The sequence below is a fragment of the Burkholderia sp. JP2-270 genome, assembly GCF_003233675.1.
In the GTDB taxonomy this organism is placed as follows: domain Bacteria; phylum Pseudomonadota; class Gammaproteobacteria; order Burkholderiales; family Burkholderiaceae; genus Burkholderia; species Burkholderia pyrrocinia_C.
The window spans coordinates 2,300,213-2,320,558 of sequence record NZ_CP029825.1 but is presented as its reverse complement, the minus strand read 5'-3'; the positions used below and the strand labels follow the sequence as shown (position 1 = coordinate 2,320,558).

18 protein-coding genes and 1 pseudogene are annotated in these 20,346 nt (G+C 67.6%); 9 read left to right on the top strand and 10 right to left on the bottom strand.

What is annotated here, in order from left to right; genetic code table 11:
- Positions 1–36: 36 nt before the first annotated feature.
- The 4 genes from DM992_RS28595 to DM992_RS28580 form a co-directional block, all read right to left on the bottom strand.
- On the bottom strand, positions 37–2,838 hold the full coding sequence (locus DM992_RS28595) for an Hsp70 family protein (RefSeq protein WP_111019607.1): 2,802 nt from the start codon (positions 2,836–2,838) through the stop codon (positions 37–39).
- A gap of 5 nt (positions 2,839–2,843) precedes the next feature.
- A complete protein-coding gene (locus tag DM992_RS28590; protein ID WP_111019606.1) occupies positions 2,844–4,685 on the bottom strand; it encodes an Hsp70 family protein in 1,842 nt (613 codons plus the stop codon).
- Complete coding sequence (locus tag DM992_RS28585; RefSeq protein ID WP_111019605.1) at positions 4,682–5,263, bottom strand: DUF2760 domain-containing protein; 582 nt, start codon at positions 5,261–5,263, stop codon at positions 4,682–4,684. Before DM992_RS28585 ends, DM992_RS28590 begins: the two co-directional genes overlap by 4 nt.
- A 250-nt stretch (positions 5,264–5,513) precedes the next feature.
- Complete coding sequence (locus DM992_RS28580) at positions 5,514–5,954, bottom strand: Rrf2 family transcriptional regulator (protein ID WP_034182055.1); 441 nt, start codon at positions 5,952–5,954, stop codon at positions 5,514–5,516.
- Between the two features lie 142 nt (positions 5,955–6,096).
- Here DM992_RS28580 and DM992_RS28575 point away from each other — a divergent pair, with 142 nt between their 5' ends.
- The 6 genes from DM992_RS28575 to DM992_RS28545 all read left to right on the top strand — a co-directional run bounded on the left by DM992_RS28575 (position 6,097) and on the right by DM992_RS28545 (position 12,455).
- Positions 6,097–7,011 (top strand): NAD(P)/FAD-dependent oxidoreductase, encoded by a 915-nt coding sequence (locus DM992_RS28575; RefSeq protein ID WP_111019604.1) that lies wholly within the window; start codon positions 6,097–6,099, stop codon positions 7,009–7,011.
- Between the two features lie 309 nt (positions 7,012–7,320).
- Positions 7,321–8,280, top strand: coding sequence for a LysR substrate-binding domain-containing protein (locus DM992_RS28565; protein ID WP_111019603.1), 960 nt, complete (start codon positions 7,321–7,323; stop codon positions 8,278–8,280).
- A gap of 130 nt (positions 8,281–8,410) precedes the next feature.
- Positions 8,411–9,541, top strand: coding sequence for a DSD1 family PLP-dependent enzyme (locus DM992_RS28560; protein WP_111019602.1), 1,131 nt, complete (start codon positions 8,411–8,413; stop codon positions 9,539–9,541).
- Positions 9,542–9,649: 108 nt separating this feature from the next.
- Positions 9,650–10,621, top strand: a complete 972-nt coding sequence (locus DM992_RS28555; RefSeq protein ID WP_111019601.1) for an ornithine cyclodeaminase family protein — start codon at positions 9,650–9,652, stop codon at positions 10,619–10,621.
- A 24-nt stretch (positions 10,622–10,645) separates the two neighbouring features.
- Positions 10,646–11,368, top strand: coding sequence for an HAD-IA family hydrolase (locus DM992_RS28550; protein WP_111019600.1), 723 nt, complete (start codon positions 10,646–10,648; stop codon positions 11,366–11,368).
- A gap of 67 nt (positions 11,369–11,435) precedes the next feature.
- Entirely contained in the window at positions 11,436–12,455 is a 1,020-nt protein-coding gene (locus DM992_RS28545; protein ID WP_080484403.1) for an IS30 family transposase, read from the top strand.
- Here the strand turns inward: DM992_RS28545 and DM992_RS28540 are convergent.
- From DM992_RS28540 to DM992_RS28525, 4 genes and pseudogenes are all read right to left on the bottom strand, one after another.
- Positions 12,420–13,772 (bottom strand): RHS repeat-associated core domain-containing protein, encoded by a 1,353-nt coding sequence (locus DM992_RS28540; RefSeq protein WP_239511375.1) that lies wholly within the window; start codon positions 13,770–13,772, stop codon positions 12,420–12,422. The two genes, DM992_RS28545 and DM992_RS28540, sit on opposite strands and share 36 nt — an antisense overlap.
- A gap of 52 nt (positions 13,773–13,824) precedes the next feature.
- Positions 13,825–14,829, bottom strand: a pseudogene (locus tag DM992_RS28535) (phage late control D family protein); the annotation flags it as partial.
- Positions 14,830–15,073: 244 nt separating this feature from the next.
- Complete coding sequence (locus DM992_RS28530) at positions 15,074–15,691, bottom strand: glutathione S-transferase family protein (RefSeq protein ID WP_111019598.1); 618 nt, start codon at positions 15,689–15,691, stop codon at positions 15,074–15,076.
- A gap of 88 nt (positions 15,692–15,779) precedes the next feature.
- Positions 15,780–16,148: a hypothetical protein gene (locus DM992_RS28525; protein ID WP_111020449.1), complete on the bottom strand. Its 369-nt coding sequence runs from the start codon at positions 16,146–16,148 to the stop codon at positions 15,780–15,782.
- Between the two features lie 81 nt (positions 16,149–16,229).
- Here DM992_RS28525 and DM992_RS28520 point away from each other — a divergent pair, with 81 nt between their 5' ends.
- Positions 16,230–16,697, top strand: a complete 468-nt coding sequence (locus DM992_RS28520; protein WP_105389733.1) for a MarR family transcriptional regulator — start codon at positions 16,230–16,232, stop codon at positions 16,695–16,697.
- Positions 16,698–16,727: 30 nt separating this feature from the next.
- Here DM992_RS28520 and DM992_RS28515 read toward each other — a convergent pair whose 3' ends face one another.
- Positions 16,728–17,321, bottom strand: a complete 594-nt coding sequence (locus tag DM992_RS28515) for a TetR/AcrR family transcriptional regulator (protein WP_111019597.1) — start codon at positions 17,319–17,321, stop codon at positions 16,728–16,730.
- Between the two features lie 118 nt (positions 17,322–17,439).
- Here DM992_RS28515 and DM992_RS28510 point away from each other — a divergent pair, with 118 nt between their 5' ends.
- Together DM992_RS28510 and DM992_RS28505 are read left to right on the top strand one after the other, a co-directional pair.
- Complete coding sequence (locus DM992_RS28510) at positions 17,440–18,498, top strand: saccharopine dehydrogenase NADP-binding domain-containing protein (RefSeq protein ID WP_111019596.1); 1,059 nt, start codon at positions 17,440–17,442, stop codon at positions 18,496–18,498.
- Positions 18,485–19,246: an isocitrate lyase/phosphoenolpyruvate mutase family protein gene (locus DM992_RS28505; RefSeq protein ID WP_111019595.1), complete on the top strand. Its 762-nt coding sequence runs from the start codon at positions 18,485–18,487 to the stop codon at positions 19,244–19,246. The genes DM992_RS28510 and DM992_RS28505 overlap by 14 nt, the downstream gene beginning before the upstream one ends.
- A 141-nt stretch (positions 19,247–19,387) precedes the next feature.
- On the opposite strand, the gene DM992_RS28500 is transcribed toward DM992_RS28505, so the two are convergent.
- Positions 19,388–20,287, bottom strand: coding sequence for a LysR family transcriptional regulator (locus tag DM992_RS28500; protein ID WP_111019594.1), 900 nt, complete (start codon positions 20,285–20,287; stop codon positions 19,388–19,390).
- Positions 20,288–20,346: the final 59 nt, after the last annotated feature.

Sequence of the window (20,346 nt, the reverse complement as noted above, 5' to 3'; positions counted from 1 at the left end):
CCGGCATCCGAACGATACCGGAGCCCGTCGCGCCGCTCAACCGGCCAGCAGCTTCAACCCGGCCGGCAGCGTCTCGCCGAACACGCGCGCCGTGTCGGCTTCGTCGAACGCGATCGCTTCGCGCACCATGTCGATCCACGCAGCCGACGCATTCGCGGCCGACAGACGCTTGATCACCGCGTCGCGCGTATCGTCCGGCAGGTCGCGCGAACGGTCGCCGGTCATCCGTGCGATCTGCGCGGCCGCGAACGCGGCCGGCTCGACCTGCTTCCAGTCGAGCGCGAACAGCGCATCGAGCCAGCCATTGGCGACTTCCGCAGGCACGACACTGTGCGCGCTGCCATAGAACGGTCGGCGCGCCCCGATGCGCCCGAGCGCCCACGCGCACAGCGCACGGTCGGCCGGCTTCTGCAATTGCGCGATCAGGCGCTCGGCCAGATCGATCTTGCGCTCGACGGGCAGCCGTTCGAGCGACGCGGACAGCCGCGTCATGTCGGCCGGGCCGACCTTGCCCGGATCGAACGGCAGCTTGCGCCGCTTGTCGTCGGACGGTTCGAGGAACGCGATCGCGTCGCGCACCTGCGTCTGCGCATCGTCGTCGAGGCCGCCGGCCACGCGCCGCCACAGCGTCCACCACTCGGACCACACCTGCCCGTCGTTCACGTATTGAATCCCGTCGTCGAACAGCGGCCACAGCTGCTCGATGCGCCACGCGTCGAGCGGATGGCCGAAGCCCGGACGCAGGCAATACCCGGCGAGGTTCAGCCACGCGCGTTCGTGATCGGCCGAACGCCGGCGGCGCCGCGCCCGCGCTAGCAACGCGTCGAACAGTTCGCGCGCGAGCGCGACGTCCCACTCTTCGCGCGCGCCGAGCACCTGTTCGAGCTGCGCGCGCAGCCGGCGCGTGTCCTTCGGCGTTACGTCTGCGGCCTTGCTGCCGAACGAGCGCTCGATCAGCTCGATGGCCTGGTCGAGACGCGGATGCCGCGCGGGCGCATCGTCGTCGCCGTGCGCCGGCGCATCGCCGCGCAACTGGAATTCGAGCCGCCAGCGGCGTGCCGCGTCGTCGGTCGCGATGCAATGCATTTCGAGCGTGCCGACCTCGGTCAGCGACGCGGTGAGCTTCACCGGCGTTTCGCGCGCATCGCTGCCGGCCTGTCGCTCGACGACCGTCGCGATCGGCGGCAGCCGCACGAAATCGCCGCCATCGATTTCGACGAGATCGCCGGGCCGGTATGCGGTCTCGGCCACCGTCGACACGAGGTGGAAACGCACCGGCTGCCCGAGCTGCAGCGCGAAGGTACGATCCTCGAGCCGGATCTCGCGGCCCTCTTCCGCCCCGCGTGGCAGCAGGCAGACGCCGCGCGCGGCCGAGCCGCCGGCGCCATCGTCGAGCACGAGGAAATAGCTGCGCGCGGAACCGCCGCCGATGCGCGGCGCTTGTCCGGCGCGCGCGAGCCCGTAGGCTACCGCGCCGCGCGCGACGGCCACGTCCGGATGCGCGTTGTGCAGCACGTCGAGCGGCGCGCCACGCCACGCACCGAGCGTCTGCGCGAGACGGCCGGCGAGCGCGCCCGCGCGGAACACGCCACCGTTGAGCAGCAGCGTGTCGGGCAGCGGGCCTTCCGCATGACGGTTCAGGAACGCGGCGACGTGCCGCGTGACGGCCGGGTCGCTCGCATACGGCAACCCGAATTCGACGATCGCGGCCCGCGCACGGCGCGGCAGTTCGCCGACCTCGACCTGCGGAAAGAAACCGTCGACGACGATCTGTTCGACTTCCTGCCGCGTCAGCTCGGCCGAGCGTGCGCCGCCGACGAGCTTGCTGCCCGCGCCGAGCAGCGTCACGGTGACGGACGCCGGTGCGTCGTCGCCAAGCAGCCGCTCCTTCGCGGCACGGCAGCGCTCGACGAGCTGCGACAGGCTCGCGGCCGACAGCCGCGTACCGGGCTCGGTCAGCCGCGTCTCGACCAGGCGCGCGAGCGCGAGGTCCATGTTGTCGCCGCCGAGCATCAGGTGGTTGCCGACGCCGACGCGCGTAAAGGTCGGCTCGCCGTCGTCGCCCGGTGCGACATCGACGAGCGTGAGGTCGGTCGTGCCGCCGCCGACGTCGCAGATCAGCACGCGCCGCGCATTGGCGAAGGTGTCGCGCAACGTCGCGCGCTGGCCGTACAGCCAGTCGTAGAACGCGGCCTGCGGCTCTTCCAGCAGCCGCAGCGCCGGCAGCTTCGCGCGCCGCGCGGCCTCGACCGTCAACGCGCGTGCGCCGTCGTCGAACGACGCGGGCACCGTCAGGATCACGTCCTGCTTCGCGAGCGGCGCGTCGGGAAAACGTGCGTCCCACGCGTCGCGCACATGCGCGAGATAGCTCGCGCTCGCGTCGACCGGCGATACCTTGTCGACGCCGTCGGCCGCGCCCCACGGCAGGATCGCCGCGAGCCGGTCGACCGATGCATGCGACAGCCAGCTCTTCGCGCTCGTCACGAGGCGGCCCGGCACCTGCGCGCCGAGCGTGCGTGCGTAACGGCCGATCACGGGCGGCAGCGCGTCACCAGCGCCGCTGTCACGACCGACTGCCCCGCCGTCACGGCCGCCGCCCGAACGGGCGGCCGCGTCTCGCGCGCCGGCCGCCTGCCACGGCAACCTCAACGCGTCCGCCGCGAGCTCACCGGCCGCCGGGTGATAGCGCACCGACGGCAGCAGCGGCTGCGCGGCCACCGCGCCGGGGCCGACCAGCTGCTCGACGTCGAATACGCGGATCGCGTCGGAGCCGGCCTCGACGTATGCGACGACCGTATTGCTCGTGCCGAGGTCGATGCCGACCGTATAGCGCTTCATCGTGCTCAGGCGGCGCCGCGCACGTCGAACTCGACCTTCCAGCGCTCGTTCGTGCCGCTCGGGATCGCCTCGAGTTCGAGCGTGCCGGCTTCGGTCACGCGCGCATGCAGCTTCACCGGCACGACCTCGCCGGTCGTGCGCCCTTCGGCGGGCAGCGTCGCCTGGATTTCCTCGAGCTCCTGCAATTCTTCCGGCGACCAGTAGTCGAGCAGCGTGCCGACCTGATCCTGGCGGCGCACCGACGAACCGAAGAAGCGGAACTGCACCGGCTCGCCGACGACGAGGCCGAATTCCTGCGGCGGCAGCGCCGCGTCCGAGCCTTCCTCCATCCCGAACGGCGCGACGCACAGCGCCTGCACCGGCGGTTCGAGCCCCGGCACCGCGGGCATCGCCGATTCGATCGCGACGTAGTACGCACGCGCCGTGCCGCCGCGAATGCGCACGCCGCGGCCGCGCTTCACGAAGCCGTAATAAGCCGCGCCGCGCGCGACCGCGAGATCGAGATCGGCGCCTTCGAGCAGGCGCGCGGGCGGCGCGCCTTCGGCGGCGAGCCAGCTGTTGAGCGTATCGAGCACGCGCTGCGTGAGCAGCGCCGACTTGAACACGCCGCCGTTGAACAGTACGGCCGTCGGATGCAGGAACGTCGCGCCCTGCGGCAGCGTGCGCTGCACGCCTTCGAGCGTGTCGAGCGCCGCGACCTGGCGGCCGAGGAACGCCGCGAGGTGGCGCGTGATGCCCGCGTCCTGCGCATACGGCAGGCCGAGCTGCGTCAGGCCGACCCGCGCGCGGCTCACCGGGCGCGCGGCCGCATCGACCTGCGGGAAGAAGCCTTCGAGGATCGTCTGCGTGAGTTCCGCGCGCGTGAGCTCCGTGCGGATCGAACCACCGATCAGCTTCGAGCCGCGGCTCGGCACGACGAGCGGCACCGCGTCGGTCGTCGGGTCGGACAGCAGCGTTTCCTTCGCGGCGCGGCATGCGTACGTGAGCGCGCGCAGCTGCCACGGATCGGCCTGCGTGCCCTGCTGCGCGAGCTTGCGCGCCACCACGTGCGCGAGCGCGAGGTCCATGTTGTCGCCGCCGAGCAGGATGTGCTCGCCGACCGCCACGCGGTGCAGTTCGAGATTGCCGTCGCGCTCGACCACCGCGATCAGCGACAGGTCGGTCGTGCCGCCGCCGACGTCGACGCACAGGATCAGGTCGCCGACCTGCACCTGCTTGCGCCAGCCGCCTTCGCTCTTCTGGATCCAGCTATAGAGCGCGGCCTGCGGCTCCTCGAGCAGCGTCATCCGCGTGTAGCCGGCGGCGCGCGCGGCCTCGGCCGTCAGTTCGCGCGCGGCCGGGTCGAACGATGCGGGGATCGTCACCGTCACGTCCTGGTCGGCGAACGGCGCATCCGGATGCGCGTGGTCCCACGCTTCGCGCAGGTGCGTCAGGTAGCGGATCGAGCTTTCCAGCGGCGACACGCGCGATACCTCGGGCGGCGCATCGCTCGGCAGGATCGCCGCGCGACGATCGACGCCCGGGTGGCACAGCCAGCTTTTCGCGCTCGACACGAGGCGGATCGGCGTGCCGGCGCCGCGCGTGCGGGCCATCTCGCCGACCGCGAACGCGCGCGAGGCCGTCCACGGCAGCGTCAGGTCGCCCTGCGTCAGTTCGCTTTCATGCGGCAGATAAAGGAACGACGGCAGCAGGTCGCGCGACTCCAGCGCGCCGGGCGCGGTGAGCTGCGCGATCGGCAGCACCTGCTGCGTGATTTTTTCGCCGTCGCTGGTGGCGCTGTCGACGTACGACAGCGCGCAGTGGGTCGTACCGAGGTCGATACCGATCGAATAGCGCGGATCGCTCACAGTTCCACCTCCGCCGGTGCGACCACCGATGCGTCGTGGCTGCCCGTCAGCTTCGGCAGGCGCACGTCGGCGACGCGCCAGCCGCGATGGCTGACCGTGCCCGTGAACGGCGCCGAGCCGACCACGTTGCCCGTCACGCGCACGGCCGTCGCGTCGAAACCGGCCGGCAGCGTCACGCGGCTGCCTTCGGCTTCGTCGCGCACCGGCACGATCGTGAAGTGCTCGCGCAGCGCCGCACGGCAACCGTCGTGCACGAGGCGCGCGGCCGCGCCGATGTCGGCGTCCGCGTAGCCGGCGATGTCTTCCTCGACGAAGTCGATGAAGCGCGCATCGCGCTGCAGCAGGCCGAGCAGTTGCAGCGCGGCCTGCGGGCTCGCTTCGCGCAGTTCGGGCGCCGGGGTCTTCACGGGCGCAGGCGCCGGGGCCGGTGCGGCTGCAGGTGCCGGCGCGACCGGTGCCGGGGCGCCATCGCGCACGCGCAGCACGCCGGCCGCGAACTCGCGGTTGCCGAGCACGGAGAAGAACGTGCCGACGGCAAGCGACAGCCGGCCGAAGAAGGACAGGTTGGATTCGGGCATGGGGTCTGGACTCCTGTGGGCTCGCGACACGGCGAGCAATCTTGCCTGGGCGCCCGGTGGCGGCGTGCGTTATGCGCACAACCGCCGCCCGGCGCGTGATTCGAACGCGCCCTCGCGGGTGCGGAAAACCCGTATTTTGCCCTGTGGCGGGCGAACCGGGCAGAAGTTGGGGGACAGAACATCGCAGCGCGACGGTTTGGGCCGCGCCGGATTGCACGTCAGGCACGATCGATCAGGATGCTGCGGCGCGTCAGCGCGTGTAGCCCCGCAGCGCGGCCTTCGCCTCGAAATCGCGCGACAGCATGCCGAGCGTGACTTCGCCGAAGCGCGCCAGCAACGACGCTTCGGCATCCTTAAGCGTCGCCGACAGATGCGCGTTGACGGCCTGTTCGACCAGGCATTCGGGCTCGTCCTCGGGCACCAGATCGGAGAACAGCGGCGGCTCGCCCACCGCGCGATAGACGTCGAGCAGCGTGATGTCGTCGAGCGCGACGCTCAGCACCCAGCCGCCGCCGTGCCCTTTCTCCGACTGCACGTAGCCGCAGTCGCGCAAGCCGCCGAGCAAGCGCCGCACGACGACCGGATTCGTGCACAGCATCGTCGCGATCGCCTCCGACGTCAGCGGGCCGTCGGCCTGGTCCATGTGGATCAGCGCATGCAGCATGCGCGACAAACGGCTGTCGGTTCTCACGAGCGGCGCTCCCCTCTCTCGAAACTTCTGAAGTTGCATGAATGATACCATCGCCCTATCATGCAACTTCACGTGTTTCATGAGTTAGCCGCCATCGGGACACGTCCGTCATTCACGCAGGTTCAGGAACAGGAGCGGATGCATGCATAACCATCATGAAGTGATCGTGGTCGGCGGCAGCTTTGCGGGGCTGTCGGCCGCGATGCAGATGGCGCGGGCGCGACGCCGCGTGCTCGTGATCGACGCGGGCCGGCCGCGCAACCGCTTTGCCGAACACGCGCACGGCTTTTTCGGGCAGGACGGCAAGCCGCCCGCGCAGATCGTTGCCGAAGCCGTCACGCAACTCGACGCGTATCCGACCGTGCAGCGGTTCGACGGCGAAGTGAGCACGGCCGAGCGCGATGCCGACGGCCGCTTCCACGTGACGCTATCGGACGGCCGCCGCGCGAGCGCCGACCGGCTGATTCTCGCGACCGGCATCCGCGACGAACTGCCCGCGCTGCCGGGGCTCGCGGAACGCTGGGGCATCAGCGTGCTGCATTGTCCGTATTGCCATGGGTACGAGGTAAGTGGCCAGCGGCTCGGCGTGCTCGCCACGCATCCGCTTTCCGTGCATCAGGCGATCCTGATTCCGGACTGGGGCCCGACGACATGGTTCACGCAGGGCGTGGTCGATCCGAATGAAGAAGAATCCGCGTTGCTCGACGCGCGCGGCGTGCGCATCGAGCGGTCGCCGGTCGTTGAGATCCTGGGCGATGCACCGCGCATCGAAGCGCTGCGGCTCGCCGACGGGCAGGTCGTGCCGATCGATGCGCTGTTCGTCGGCGCGCGCACGGTAATGGCGAGCAATCTCGCGCAGCAACTCGGTTGCGCGTTCGACGAGGGGCCGCTTGGTCCGGTCGTCCGAGTCGATACGTGGAAGCAGACGAGCGTCGCAGGGGTATTCGCGGCTGGCGACGCGTCGACACCGATGACCAACGCGACGTTCGCGTCGGCATCCGGCGTGACGGCGGGGATCGCCGCGCATCGATCGATGATTTTCGGGCTGCACGCGTGACGCGGTGTGCAGCCGGAGATCACGAGACGCGCGCCGCAGCATCCGCCGCCGGTTCCGCACCGCCCTCCGTGCTGCACTCTTCCAGCGAAATCCGCCGCTTCTCGTGCCCGTTGATCCACCACCGGCCGGCCGCGCGACCGGCCCCGGCACGCGAGCACAAGCAGCACGATCAACGCGGCCGACGGCGAGCCGGCCATCGTATAAACGTTCGTGAGCATCAGCGGCGCGATCACGGCGTCGAGCCCCGTTGCCCGAATCCGCGCCGGCATTTCGCCGCATCGATGGATTCGCGGCGTGATGTGCGGTTTAATGCTCGGCAACACCGGCATTAAGAGACATGAAATGCTCGACCTCGACGACCTTCGACTCGTCCGCGCAATCGGCGCGTCGCGTTCACTGGCCGCTGCCGCGCGCCTGCTCGATCTCACGCCGCCCGCGGTCACGATTCGCCTGCAGCGAATGGAGGCGCGATTGAACGCACGGCTCGCCGTGCGGCAATCGCAAGGGATCGCGTTGACCGACGAAGGACAACGGCTGTACCAGGAAGCCGTCGATATCCTCGAGCGCGTGGAGGCGCTGCCGGTCAGCATCTCGGGCGACCACGGCGACGTGCAAGGCACGCTGCGCGTCGTCGCCCCGTTCGGTTTCGGGCGCAAGTACGTCGCGCGGATCGTGCGCGACGTGCAACGCGCGCATCCGAAGCTCGAAATTTCGCTCCACCTGTCGGAGAGCCCGTTGACGAGCGCATCGGCTGCCGATGTGGTCGTGCACGTCGGCAGCCTCAAGTCCTCGTCGTGGATCGGCTATCCGCTCGCGCCCAACGAGCGCTTCCTGTGCGCGAGCCCCGGCTACGCACGCCGCATCAAGGAACTGAATCATCCGTCCGACCTGGCCCGATACGACTGCCTGTGCCTGCGCGAGAACGACGAGGACATTCCGCGATGGCGCTTCTCGCCGAGCGGCGACGATCGACACGAGTCCCGACGGTCGACCGTGATCCGCGTCACGGGCGCGCTGTCCTCCAATGACGGCACCGTCATCACCGATTGGGCCTTGGCCGGGCTCGGGATCGTGGAACGCTCGGAATGGGACGTCGCCCCGCTGCTGGCGAACGGCAAGCTCGTCCGGTTGCTGCCCGACTGGAGCCTGCCGCCCGCGCCTGTCACGGCGCTGTTGCCGTCGCGCACCGGCCGATCCGCGCGGCAACGGGTTTTTCTCGAAGCCGCGCGGCAGTTCCTCGATCCGCCGCCGTGGCGCGGCAAGGCATGAGCCGCGCCACGGTCCGGGAGATGCATTCTCAATTAAACGTCGCTTAATGCTGGATTAGTCACGCGTTAAACATCGTGACCGTCGGTTGCCCTACAGTGTTCGCGTCGGCAACACTCCGAGGCAACGCATCGTGGACATTCAAACCCTCAACACCCCGGCCGCATTGATCGATGTCGGCCGCATGCGTCGCAACATCGACCGCATGCAGGCACATCTGGACGCACTCGGCGTCAGGTTCCGGCCGCACGTCAAGACCACCAAATGCCGGCAAGTCGTCGACGCGCAAATCGCGGCGGGCGCGCAGGGCATCACGGTGTCGACGCTCAAGGAAGCCGAGCAGTTCTTCGCGAGCGGCGTCCGGGACATCGTCTATGCGGTCGGCATGGTGCCCGCCAAACTGGGCCAGGCGCTTGCGCTGCGCCGGCAAGGCTGCGACCTGAAGATCGTCGCCGACAGCCTGCAGGCCGCGCACGCGATCGCCGAATTCGGGCGCGAGCACGGCGAGCGCTTCGAAGTCTGGATCGAGGTCGACGTCGACGGCCATCGCTCGGGCGTCCCGCCCGAAGGCGATCTGCTGATCGACGTGGGCCGCGCACTGGTCGACGGCGGGATGATGCTGGGCGGGGTGCTCGCTCACGCCGGCTCCAGCTACGACTACAACACGCGGGACGCGCTGGTGGCGATCGCCGAACAGGAGCGCAGCCGCACCGTGCGAGCCGCGGAGCGCCTCAGGGGCGCCGGGTTGCCCTGCCCGGTCGTCAGTATCGGTTCGACGCCGACTGCGCTGTCGGCGGAAAACCTCGACGGTGTCACCGAGGTTCGCGCCGGCGTGTATGTGCTGTTCGACCTCGTCATGCACAACATCGGCGTGTGCGAACTGTCCGACATCGCGTTGTCGGTGCTGACCACCGTCATCGGGCATCAGGACGAGAAAGGCTGGGCGATCGTCGACGCGGGCTGGATGGCGATGAGCCGCGACCGCGGCACGCAGCGCCAGGCCCGCGATTTCGGCTACGGGCAGGTCTGCACCGAAGACGGCGAAGTGCTCGGCGACTACGTCGTGAGCGCAGCGAACCAGGAGCACGGTATTGTGTCGCGCGCGGGCTCGCCCGACACGGACATCGCGCAGCGGCTTCCGATCGGAACGCGCCTGCGCATCCTGCCGAACCATGCGTGCGCCACCGGCGCGCAACATCCCGAGTATCAGGCCATCGGCGAAGACGGCATCGCACACGCGTGGCCGCGCTTCTACGGATGGTGAGCGACGTCCTGCATCCAAGCCATCCTGCCCGGGAATTGACTATTTGTCTAAACCTAGACACACTTTAAATCTTCCCGATTCGCCTTGCGGCGGAAAGCCTGACCCGACATGCCGACAGACGCCCGACTCCTTCTTCTCGACCGCGATGCCGTCGAACCCGCCCTTCAGGCCGAGCAAGTGATGGCTGCGGTGCGGGAAGCCTTTGTGCTGCATAGCCAAAGGGCCGGACGCGTGTTTCCGGTGGTCCGCGAGAAGCTGCACACCGGCGGCGTATTCGGCATCAAGTCGGGCGACGTCGCGAGCCAGGATCTGCTCGGGTTCAAGGCGGCCGGATTCTGGCCCGGCAACCGGGCCCGCGGCGGCGAGCCGCATCAGGCAACCGTCGCGCTGTTCGATCCGGCCACGGGCCGCCCGCTCTGCATCATGGACGGCAACGCGATCACCACCGCGCGGACCGGTGCCGCAGGCGGCCTCGGGCTGCAACTGCTGGCCCGCCGCGACAGCACGCGGATCTGCGTGTTCGGCACGGGCGTGCAGGCGCGCGTCCAGCTCGAATACGCGCTCAGGCTGCTGCCGCAACGTTGCACGGTGCAGTACGTGAACGTCAGCGGCGAGCCGGACCCGGTGTTCGAATCGGCATTCCGCGAACGATGCGCGATCCGCGTCGCTCGCGACCGGAACGACGCGGTGGCCAGCAGCGACGTGGTCATCACGGCAACGCCCGGCGGTGGCGCGTTGTTCGATGCGGACGCGGTTCAGCCGGGTACCCATCTGACTTGCGTGGGCGCCGACACGACAGGCAAGCGCGAACTTCCGGCCGGCGTGCTGGAACGCGCGCGCATTTTCGTCGACGACCACGATCAGGCGCGTAGCATCGGCGAGTGTCAGTGGGCGCCGGATCTGCCGCGCACCGAAATCGGCTACCTGCTCGCCGGAACGGCGTCGATCGACCGATCGCCGGGCGACGTCACCGTATTCGACATGACCGGGCTCGCGCTCCAGGATCTGACTGTCGCGCGTTTCCTGTATGAGCAGGCCGTCGAGAACGGAACCGGAATCTCCGTTCCGTGGCCGTGGTAAATGACCTCCCCCGCTTCAACCGCCATGCGTCTCGCCAAGGTATCCGCCCTCTCGTTCGACCTGGACGACACCCTGTGGCCGTTCGGGCCGTCCGTCGAACGCGCCGAAGCGGCGCTTCGCGCGTGGTTGATCGAACACGCGCCCAATACCGCAAGCGTGCTGCCCACGCAACAAACGCTGAGCGAGCTACGTGAGGAATACGAACGTTTGTGTCCGGACCTCGTCAACGACTATCGTGTGTTGAGACTCGGTTCGATCCGGCTTGCGCTGGAACGCGCGAACGAAGATGTCACGCTGACCGACCGTGCGTACGAAGTCTTCTATGCCGCGCGCAATCGGGTCGAGTTCTACGAAGACGCGTTGCCGGCGCTGGCCTGGCTGAGCGCGCGGTTTCCGTTGATCGCGGTGACCAACGGCAACGCGGATCTCCGGCTGACCGGCGGCGGCGAATTCTTTCGGGAAACGCTCAGCGCGCGTGCGTTCGGGATCGCGAAACCGGAACCCGAAATATTCCATGCGGCGGCGGAGGCTCTCGACGTGCGTCCGGCGGAATTGCTGCATGTCGGGGACGACTTTCATCTCGATATCGTCGGTGCATTGAACGCGGGGCTTCAGGCGGCATGGGTGGTGCGTGACCATCAGCCGGAAGTGGAACGCGATCCGCAGCATGCCGCGACGCCGCACCTCACCCTCCGCGACCTGTCGATGCTGTGTCGCACGCTCGGCGGGCCTATCGAAGTGTCGTGATCGCATGCGCGATCCGCCTTAGACTCTAGCTTCAAGTGCAACACCTTTGATGAGATAGGGTGTTGCGATGACGAATTACAAGCATCTGAGCGCCGAAGAGCGCGCGGTGATCATGATCGAGAAGGCCCGGAACACGAGCGTCAGAGCGATTGCAAGGCTGCTTGGCCGCAGCGCGTCGACGATCACACGAGAACTGGCGCGCAATCGTACGGAAGCGCCTCGCTGCTATGACGCCACAAGCGCGGCCAGAGCCTATCGGACGCGCCGCGAGCGAAGTCGGCGTCAGGCGAAACTGGCAGCAGGAAGCACGCTGTACTGGCGGGTGCATCACGATCTGGTTTATCGGTGCTGGTCGCCGCAGCAAATTGCTGCGAGACTTCGCGAGATGCATCCAGACAACCCCGAGCAACGCGTCAGCCACGAAACGATCTACGCGGCGATTTATACCCATCCCCGCGGCGGCTTGAAGCAGGCCATGATTGAGGCCCTGCGTCAGGAGAAACCGGTGCGTGGCAACGCACGCAAGACGCTGGCCCGCAAGAGCTTTGTGCCGGAAGAACTTCGCATCGTCCATCGGCCCGAGGCAATCGAAACGCGCCAATGGCCCGGTCATTGGGAAGGCGATCTCATCAAGGGGGCCTTCAATCGTTCCTGCGTCGGCACACTGGTCGAGCGCAAGACGCGCTTCGTGGTGCTGTGCCGCATGGATGGCTGCACGGCCGAGGATGCACTGGAAGGCTTCACGCGCCAGATGAAGAAGCTGCCTGCCTTTCTGCGGGAAAGCCTGACCTACGATCGCGGATCGGAAATGACCTGTCATGTCGAGCTGGCTGAACGATTGAATCTGGATATCTGGTTCGCGGATCCCTACGCGCCTTGGCAACGAGGCAGCAACGAAAATACCAACGGCCTGCTGCGCCAGTTTCTACCCAAAGGAATGGACCTGTCAGGCGTGACCCAGATGCAGTTGAACGATATTGCCAAGCTGATGAACGGACGCCCTCGTCAAACCCTCAACTGGAAAACCCCCGAAGAGGCCATGGCGATGGAATTAGCTGCCACCGGGTTGGCTAAACGTTGCACTTGATTCTTGAGACCGCCGATCTTTCGAGATGAACCGCCCCGAACTGGGATCGTAGTACCGATGCCGGTTGTAATGCAGCCCCGTCTCTTCATCACAATACTGCCCCGGAAACCGAATCGGATTCGTCGCCTCATTCCGCTCCGGCGTCTCCCGCCAGACCCTCTTCTCCCCGCCCCACGCCCGATACCGCCCCAGCCACACCACCTTCCCCGTGTCATCCACCAGTTCCTGCGGCGTCCCCAGATGATCGTTCTGGTAAAACAGCGTCGCATGCCGTGTCTTCGCCGGCACCTGCACGAACCGCCCGTCCGTGCCCGTCGCAATGAATGCCGCCTCCACCAGCGTCTCGTCCAGCCGCGCCAGCGGCACGAACGTCCCCGGTTCATGCAGGTAAATCGACGCCCCTCGCCACTGAGGCCGCTCCCCGAACGTATGCATCCGCTGCGCCACCGGCAACGAATACGCATCCGCCGGATCCTCCCGCACCACATTCGTCGGACGATGCATCACCGGCTCGCGCTCGCCCGGCTGCGGCGGCGGGATATGGAACCGCTCCTCCAGCAGCAGCACATCGCCGTCCCACGTGAACACCGTCCGGTCGATGCTGCCGTCCCGCTGCTCCACCTCTTTCAGCGTCCGACGGCCGAACGCGTCGTACGCGAAGCTCACGCGCAACTCCGGCCGCACTGTCCCCGAAACGGAAACCGCTCGACCCTGCGTCGTCTCGATCCGATCGATCTCATCCGCCGCCGGCGGCTTCGCATAACGATCGGCCCGGTCGAGCCGGTGCGCCGCGTCGTATTTGTACAGCCACGTCGCCCCGACCCGCTCCACCTTCCGTACCAGGTTCCCGTGTGCGTGATACGCGTAGCGCGTGCGATTCAGTTCCGTCAGCACGTTCCCCACGCACTTCGGCAGCGCCCGCGTCCAGTTGATCAGCGCCCCCAGTTCGTCCGACAACCGCTTGCGCCGCTCGAGCTGCGCCGGCGTCATCCGCTCGCCCGGGTGCGCTTCCGACCACGCGCGATCCTCCGCGATGACCCGCGGCACCCGCGCCGTCAGCGCCTCGAGCGTTTCCTCGCTCGGGCGCGGCGGGATCTTCTCCGGATCCACCGGATTGCCCGCCGGATCGAACGCGAACACTTCCTTCAGGTCCGGCGTCGTCGCCTTCAGCAAGCGGCCCGTCGGATCGTATGTGTAGTCCGTCGCCCCGCGCGTACGATCCTCGATGCGCGTGAGCTGCCCCGCCGCGTCGTACCGGAGTTCGCGTCCGGCGATCCAGTCGGACGGCCGCGCGTTCGCATCGTGACGCACGATCATACGGCAATGCATCGGGCGTCGTGACGCGCGCCGACAGCGTGCCTGCAATCGTCGGCCACCGTCGCTCGTCGAACTTCAGGCGGAATGGCCGGCCGCAGGGAATCGCCTTGAACGTATTGATGTACGACGCATCGCGTCCGCCTGCATGACGCACGGAAACGATGACGATCCCGTGCGGCGCATCGGCCGGCCGCTCGTCGAGCTTCACGACGAGCGCCGGCGCGAAATCCACCACCGAACTCTTCCCGGAATACACGACCTGCCAGGCAACCGCAGCCTCGTGACGCAGTTGCGCTTCGTATCGGGCTTCGTCGCCGTCCAGATGATGCGTGCCGAACACGTAACGCAGCCCCCACGTGGTGGGATCGTCACGAGCGATATTCGCTTCGGCATTGAAGCGGTCGTAGGCCTTTTCGGGGTTGTAATCGGCGACCTTGATCGACTGCGGAATGGTTTCGCTCAGCGACTCGAGCGATAGCACGGCCTCGTGGCCCGTTTCGAGACCGCTCGCCTCGCGGTACGGAATAACGACATCCGGACGATACGTATAGGCATCGACGTCATCGCCGAAATGCAGTTCGTCGCCATGCTGCCCCGCGCGGAAGAAGCAGAACAGGCCCGCCTGCTCCATCAGCAGCCGGATGTAGTCCCAGTCGGACATCCGGTACTGCATGCGGAATGCGAGACGTGGATAGGCGCGCCGCAGCTTGAACGAAAACTGGTGGGAGCGGAATTCGTGCCGCCTCAGGATCGACTCGACGATCTCCGGCACGGACTGCTGCTGATAAATGCGCGACGCCTCGGTCAAACGCAGGCGCGCGACGAACGGTTCGACGACGATGCGATACGACACAAAATCGCGCGTCTTGCGTACTTGTCCGAATGCAGTGATACAGCCGGCGAAGGTGCGGACGGTGCCGGCGCCGATTCCCGCCGGCTCGATTGTGAAGGTCGCGGGGCGATTGAGATAGTCGGCGCGCACGAGCGAATCCGGGCTCGTCAGCGTCAGTTCGATTCTGTAGGGCTCGCCGAATTGCTCGTCGAGCACGAACGACATGATCGACAGATCCTGTGCGCGAGGCGCGCCCGGCACCTCCAGGAAATACGACTGACGACCGGTGATCCACTGCGCGAACGCACCGTGTATTCCTCGTTCTTGAGCCATGCTTTTCCCTCAGCAACCGTCTTTTTTCTCGGAAGCTGAAGGGATAACGGATGGCTGCATTCGAGTCCAGCGAACGGCAACGGTTTGAAACATTGTTCGTGGTCGATCACGCGGTTTGGCATGACCGACCACCGTTTCACGCCGCCTTGCGCGCCTCCGCGATCCGCTGCGGCGCCTTCGGCCGCGCATACAGCCGGTCGAGATACGCCCGCAGTTGCGGAAACGGTTCGATCAGGTTGCATTCGCTGGCCCAGTCGATCAGGTAGGCCGTCACGCAATCGGCCACCGTCAGCGTGTCGCCGACGATGAACTCGCGCCCTTCGAGATGCTTGTCGAGAATCGCGGCCATCGTCGCGAAATCCTCGCGCGCCAGTTCGATGTCCGCCGGCGACCGCTTCTCCGGCGGATAGAGGAACGTGTGCCGCGTGATCCGCCACAGCGGCTGCTCGAGCTCCGTCACCGCGAACATGACCCACCGATAGGCCTGGGCGCGCAGCGCCGGATCGATCGGCAGCAGCGCCTTCTCCGGGTACTTGTCCGCGAGATACACCACGATCGCGGCCGACTCGGGAATCACGCGGTCGCCGTCCACCAGCACGGGCACCTTGCCGGCCGGATTGATGCGCAGGAATTCGGGCCGCTTGTGCTCGCCCGCGAGCAGGTTGACCGACACGAATTCGAAATCCGCATCCAGTTCCTTCAGCCCCCACAGCGCACGTTGCGAGCGGGTGCCGGCAAATCCGTAAAGCTTCATCGCATGTCTCCATCCAGAATGTCGGGGAAATCTCCGCATGCAGGCCACGGCGCATCGACGCAACGCGACACGCTGCGACCGGCATCGCTCACGCGCCGGGAATCGGCAGCACCGGCATCACGTCGATCTTCTCGCCCGGGAAAATCGTGAAATGCGGATGGCCTTCGAACATCGCTGCCGCCGCGTCGTGCGAAGCAGCACGCACGACCGAAAACGCGCCCATCCCGTTGGCCGTGTCCTTCACGCCGCCGGCGTCGACGGTCTTGGTCTTGCCGAGCGGCCCGCCCAGCTCGACGACCGCGTCGCGATGGCGTTCGACCCACGCCTTCCATGCGGCGATGCCTTCCTGCTCTTTCGCGCGCCGCTCCTGGTCCGAAAGCGCGACCCACGCCTTCATCCGCGCGCTGTCCTTGCTGCCGAGGAATACGGCGAGATACAACTGCTGTTGAGCACTCATGCTTTCTCCTTCGGTGACGGGCGCGGCGGGCTGCCGCACCTCGACCTTGACAAGATAGGTTGATATCAACACAATTGCAACATGGCACGAAAAGAAAAGCTCCCTTTCGAAACGACGCTGATGGTGCGCGATTGCTGCCTGTGCCTGCACATGCAGCGCGCGGCGCGCAACCTTGCGCGCATCTTCGACGATGTGCTGCGTCCGCTGGATCTGACCAACGGCCAGTTTTCTCTGCTGATGTCGCTGAACCGGCCGCAGCCGGCCCCGATGAAATCGGTCGCGTCGCTGCTCGCGATGGACCGCACCACGCTGACCGCCGCGCTCAAGCCGCTCGAGCGGCGCGGGCTCGTCACGATCGCGCAGGATCCGGACGACGGGCGCAGCCGCCTGCTCGAACTGACGCCGGCCGGCCACGACCTGCTGGCCGAAGCGTTTCCGCTGTGGCAGCAGACGCATGCCGATATCGAACGGCACTTCGCGCCAGGGGAAGTCGATCTGTTGCGCGGCCAGTTGCGCGCGCTGTCGGAAGATCCGGCTGCGCGCGGCTGAACCGGCGCGCGGATCGCGACGCGTGCCGAGTTACTTCCTGCCCTTCTTCGGCAGCAGCAGTTGCGCGAATTCCTGCAGGAAATGCACGGGGCCGCGCTCGTGCAGCGCACGCCCGCTGCTCAGCGCGCCGTCGATGACGGTCGCGAGCCGCAGCGCGAAAATTTCCGGTTCGTCGACTCGCATCGCGCTCGCCAGCTCGGTCAGCCGGCGCCGCAGTTCCTGCTTGTGCGCAACGGCGACCTTGCGGGCCGGATGGTTGTCGTCCGCATATTCGGCGGCGATGTTGATCTGCGGGCAGCCGCGATAGCCGGGGCGCGCAATGCGCTCGCCGATCCATTGAAGCTGCGCATCCAGTTCCTCGCGCGGCGTGCGCTTGTACTGCTGCGCCACCGCATCCCAATGCGCCCAGAAGTCCGCGTCCTCGCGCAGCAGGAACGCCTCGATCAGGTCGTCCTTCGTCGTGAAGTGACGATAGAGGCTCGTCTTCGCGACGCCCGCCTGCGCGACGATCAGGTCCACGCCGACCGCGCGTGTGCCTTCCCGGTAGAACAGCTCGCTGGCCGTTTGCAGAATGCGCTCGCGTGTATCGAGCGCGCCGCCTTGTGTGTCTATTCCCTTTTTCATCCAAGCTCGGCCGCCCAGGGCCGCCCGTACCGCAACAGTGGACCGATCATAGCACCGCGGGGTTGACGACGCTACAGGTCTGTACTATAAAACAGACCGTTCTGTAGCGGAGTTGATCATGGACGATCGAAAGACGGTTGCGGTCTATGGCGCCACGGGTCACACCGGGCGGTTTGTCGTCGCCGAACTGGCCCGGCGCGGCGTTGGCGCGATCCGCATCGGCCGCGATGCCGCGCGGCTCGCGGAAAGCGGCACAAGCGACGTCGCGCCTTCGCGCGTCGCGGCGATCGACGATCCGGCCGCGCTCGATGCCGCGTTGCGCGGCGCGGACGCCGTGATCAACTGCGCGGGCCCGTACCTCGATACCGCGCTGCCGCTGGCCGATGCCGCGTTGCGGGCCGGCATCCCCTATCTCGACCTGACGGCCGAACAGCCGTCGGTGCTGGCGCTGGCCGAACATGCCGATGCTCGTGCGCGCGCCGCGGGCGTGACCGTCGTTCCCGCCGCGGCGTTTTACGGCGGCCTGGCGGACCTGCTCGTCACGGCCGTCGTCGACCAACGCAAGCCGATCGATCGCGTCGATATCGCGACCGGCCTCGACAACTGGCACCCGACGCGCGGCACGCGCGTGACGGGCGAACGCAATCGCGCGGTGCGGCTCATTCATAAGGATGGCAAACCGACGCCCGTGCCGTCGACGGCACGCGAACGCGTGTGGCCGTTCCCACCGCCGATCGGCAGCGTCGACGTGACGCTGCTGCCGTTTTCGGAAGTGATGACACTATCGCGTCATCTGCGCATCGATACGATCGAGTCGTGGCTCGCGACGCTCGCGCTGCGCGACGTGCGCGATGCCGCCACGCCGCCGCCCGAGCCGACCGATGCGCTGGGCCGCTCGGCGCAGCAGTTCGCGATGGACGCGATCGTCGTGCAGGACGGCACGACGCATCGCGTCACGGCGTCGGGACGCGACATCTACGCGGTCAGCGCGCCGATCATCGTCGAGGCGGCCGTGCGCCTGATGACCGGCAAGGCCGCGGTTTCAGGCGGCGTGCGCAGCCTCGGCGAATTGTTCGATGCGCGCGATTTCCTCGCGGCGCTCGATACGGTGGCAGTATCGTTCGGCACGACCACCGATCCGGTTTTCACAAGGAGAGACAAGCATGAGCAGCAATGAGAAAAGCGCGTATTTCCGGTCGCTTCACCGCGCGGGCCAGCCGCTGGCGCTGTTCAACGTGTGGGACGCCGGCAGCGCGCGCACTGCGGCCGACGCGGGTGCCGTCGCGCTGGCGACCGGAAGCTGGTCGGTAGCCGCGGCCAATGGTTTCGGCGATGGCGAGCAGATGCCGCGCGCGCGCGCGATGGAAGTGCTTGCGCGGATCGCGCGTGCGACGGACCTGCCCGTCACCGTCGATCTCGAAAGCGGCTACGGCGAGCGGCCCGAGGATGTCGCCGAGACGATCGCGCTCAGCATCGAGGCCGGCGCAGTGGGCTGCAATCTCGAAGACAGTTTTCCGGCCACAGGCGAATTGCGCGACGTCGAAGCAGCGGCAGCGCGTCTCGCGGCGGCACGGCAGGCGGCCGATCGCGCGGGCGCCGACTACTTCATCAATGCGCGCACCGACGTGTTCTTCAAGGCGCCTGCCGACACGCACGACGAACGCCTGCTCGACGCCACGCTGGCACGCGCACGCGCTTATGCGGCTGCCGGCGCCGACGGTCTCTTCGTGCCGGGCCTTCAGTCGCCTGCGCTCATTCGCAAGTTGACGGCCGCATCGCCGCTGCCCGTGAACGTGATGCGCGTCGCGGAAACGCCGACGCTGGCCGAACTCGCCGAATACGGCGTGGCCCGTATCAGCCACGGGCCGTATCCGTATCTGCAGGCGATGAAAGCGCTTGCGGCGATAGTCAAGCAAGGCGGCTAGCGGATTCTCGGGACGGCCGGGCGCCGAACGATTACATGCGATGTAATTGGCGCACGGCCCGACCGTCCCTTCGCTTCCGGTATCGCGCCGCCATTCCGGCGGCGCTCGTCGCCCGGCAGACATCACGTCCGCCCGCAACGCTCAGGATGTCTTGATGAAATCGATGAACGCGCGCAGTGCCGGCGGCACGAGACGGCGCCCGGGGTAGTAGAGGAAGGGCCCCGAAAACGGCCGCCACCACGGTTCGAGCACGCGTTCGAGTGCGCCGCTGTCGAATTGCGGGCGCAGCCACTCTTCGAAGAGATGCACGATGCCCGTGCCGGCGATCGCCGCATCGACCAGCAGGTCCGTCGCGCCGCCGATCTGCACCAGCAGCGGCCCGGGGGCCGGCTCGACCCGCACGACTTCGCCGTCGCGCTCGAACTCCCACGGCGGCATCGCGCCGCTCGCGAAGCGCCCGCGCAGGCAACGATGGTCGAGCAATTCGCGCGGATGCCGCGGCCGGCCGTAACGGTCGAGATAGCCGGGGGCGGCCGCGGTCGCAAACCGCTGAATGCGCGGGCCGATCGGCACCGCGATCATGTCCTGTTCGAGCCGTTCGTCGTAGCGGATCCCCGCGTCGCATCCGGCCGCCAGCACGTCGACGAAATTTTCGTCGGCGATCACTTCCAGCCGGATGTCCGGGTACGCATCGAGGAAACGCGGCACGATCGCGGGCAGCACGAGCCGGGCCGCGCTGAGCGGCACGTTGAGCTTCAGCGTGCCGGCCGGTCTGTCGCGGAATTCGCCGATACCGTCGAGCGCCGCCGCCACTTCGGTCAACGCGGGCCCGAGACGCGCGAGCAGGCGCTCGCCGGCTTCGGTGGGCACGACGCTGCGCGTCGTGCGGTGCAGCAGCCGCACGCCAAGCTGCGCCTCCAGCCGGCGCACGGCCTCGCTCAGCCCCGACGCGCTGAGGCCCGTCATGCGTGCGGCGTCGCGGAATCCGCCGGCGCGCGCCACGGCCATGAACGCATTCAGATCGCCCAGATCGGTTTGCATTGTTCGCCTTTTCGTACAACCCGTGCGGATTATGACGGCTTATCGCGCAGGCGGCCAAT

What these genes read in the sequence shown, in the direction of transcription:
- DM992_RS28595 (WP_111019607.1), bottom strand. Translation starts at nt 2,838, where the DNA reads ATGAAGCGCTATACGGTCGGCATCGACCTCGGCACGAGCAATACGGTC.
- DM992_RS28585 (WP_111019605.1), bottom strand. Translation starts at nt 5,263, where the DNA reads ATGCCCGAATCCAACCTGTCCTTCTTCGGCCGGCTGTCGCTTGCCGTC.
- DM992_RS28575 (WP_111019604.1), top strand. Translation starts at nt 6,097, where the DNA reads ATGCATAACCATCATGAAGTGATCGTGGTCGGCGGCAGCTTTGCGGGG.
- DM992_RS28565 (WP_111019603.1), top strand. Translation starts at nt 7,321, where the DNA reads ATGCTCGGCAACACCGGCATTAAGAGACATGAAATGCTCGACCTCGAC.
- DM992_RS28555 (WP_111019601.1), top strand. Translation starts at nt 9,650, where the DNA reads ATGCCGACAGACGCCCGACTCCTTCTTCTCGACCGCGATGCCGTCGAA.
- DM992_RS28550 (WP_111019600.1), top strand. Translation starts at nt 10,646, where the DNA reads ATGCGTCTCGCCAAGGTATCCGCCCTCTCGTTCGACCTGGACGACACC.
- DM992_RS28545 (WP_080484403.1), top strand. Translation starts at nt 11,436, where the DNA reads ATGACGAATTACAAGCATCTGAGCGCCGAAGAGCGCGCGGTGATCATG.
- DM992_RS28540 (WP_239511375.1), bottom strand. Translation starts at nt 13,772, where the DNA reads ATGATCGTGCGTCACGATGCGAACGCGCGGCCGTCCGACTGGATCGCC.
- DM992_RS28530 (WP_111019598.1), bottom strand. Translation starts at nt 15,691, where the DNA reads ATGAAGCTTTACGGATTTGCCGGCACCCGCTCGCAACGTGCGCTGTGG.
- DM992_RS28525 (WP_111020449.1), bottom strand. Translation starts at nt 16,148, where the DNA reads ATGAGTGCTCAACAGCAGTTGTATCTCGCCGTATTCCTCGGCAGCAAG.
- DM992_RS28520 (WP_105389733.1), top strand. Translation starts at nt 16,230, where the DNA reads ATGGCACGAAAAGAAAAGCTCCCTTTCGAAACGACGCTGATGGTGCGC.
- DM992_RS28515 (WP_111019597.1), bottom strand. Translation starts at nt 17,321, where the DNA reads ATGAAAAAGGGAATAGACACACAAGGCGGCGCGCTCGATACACGCGAG.
- DM992_RS28510 (WP_111019596.1), top strand. Translation starts at nt 17,440, where the DNA reads ATGGACGATCGAAAGACGGTTGCGGTCTATGGCGCCACGGGTCACACC.
- DM992_RS28505 (WP_111019595.1), top strand. Translation starts at nt 18,485, where the DNA reads ATGAGCAGCAATGAGAAAAGCGCGTATTTCCGGTCGCTTCACCGCGCG.
- DM992_RS28500 (WP_111019594.1), bottom strand. Translation starts at nt 20,287, where the DNA reads ATGCAAACCGATCTGGGCGATCTGAATGCGTTCATGGCCGTGGCGCGC.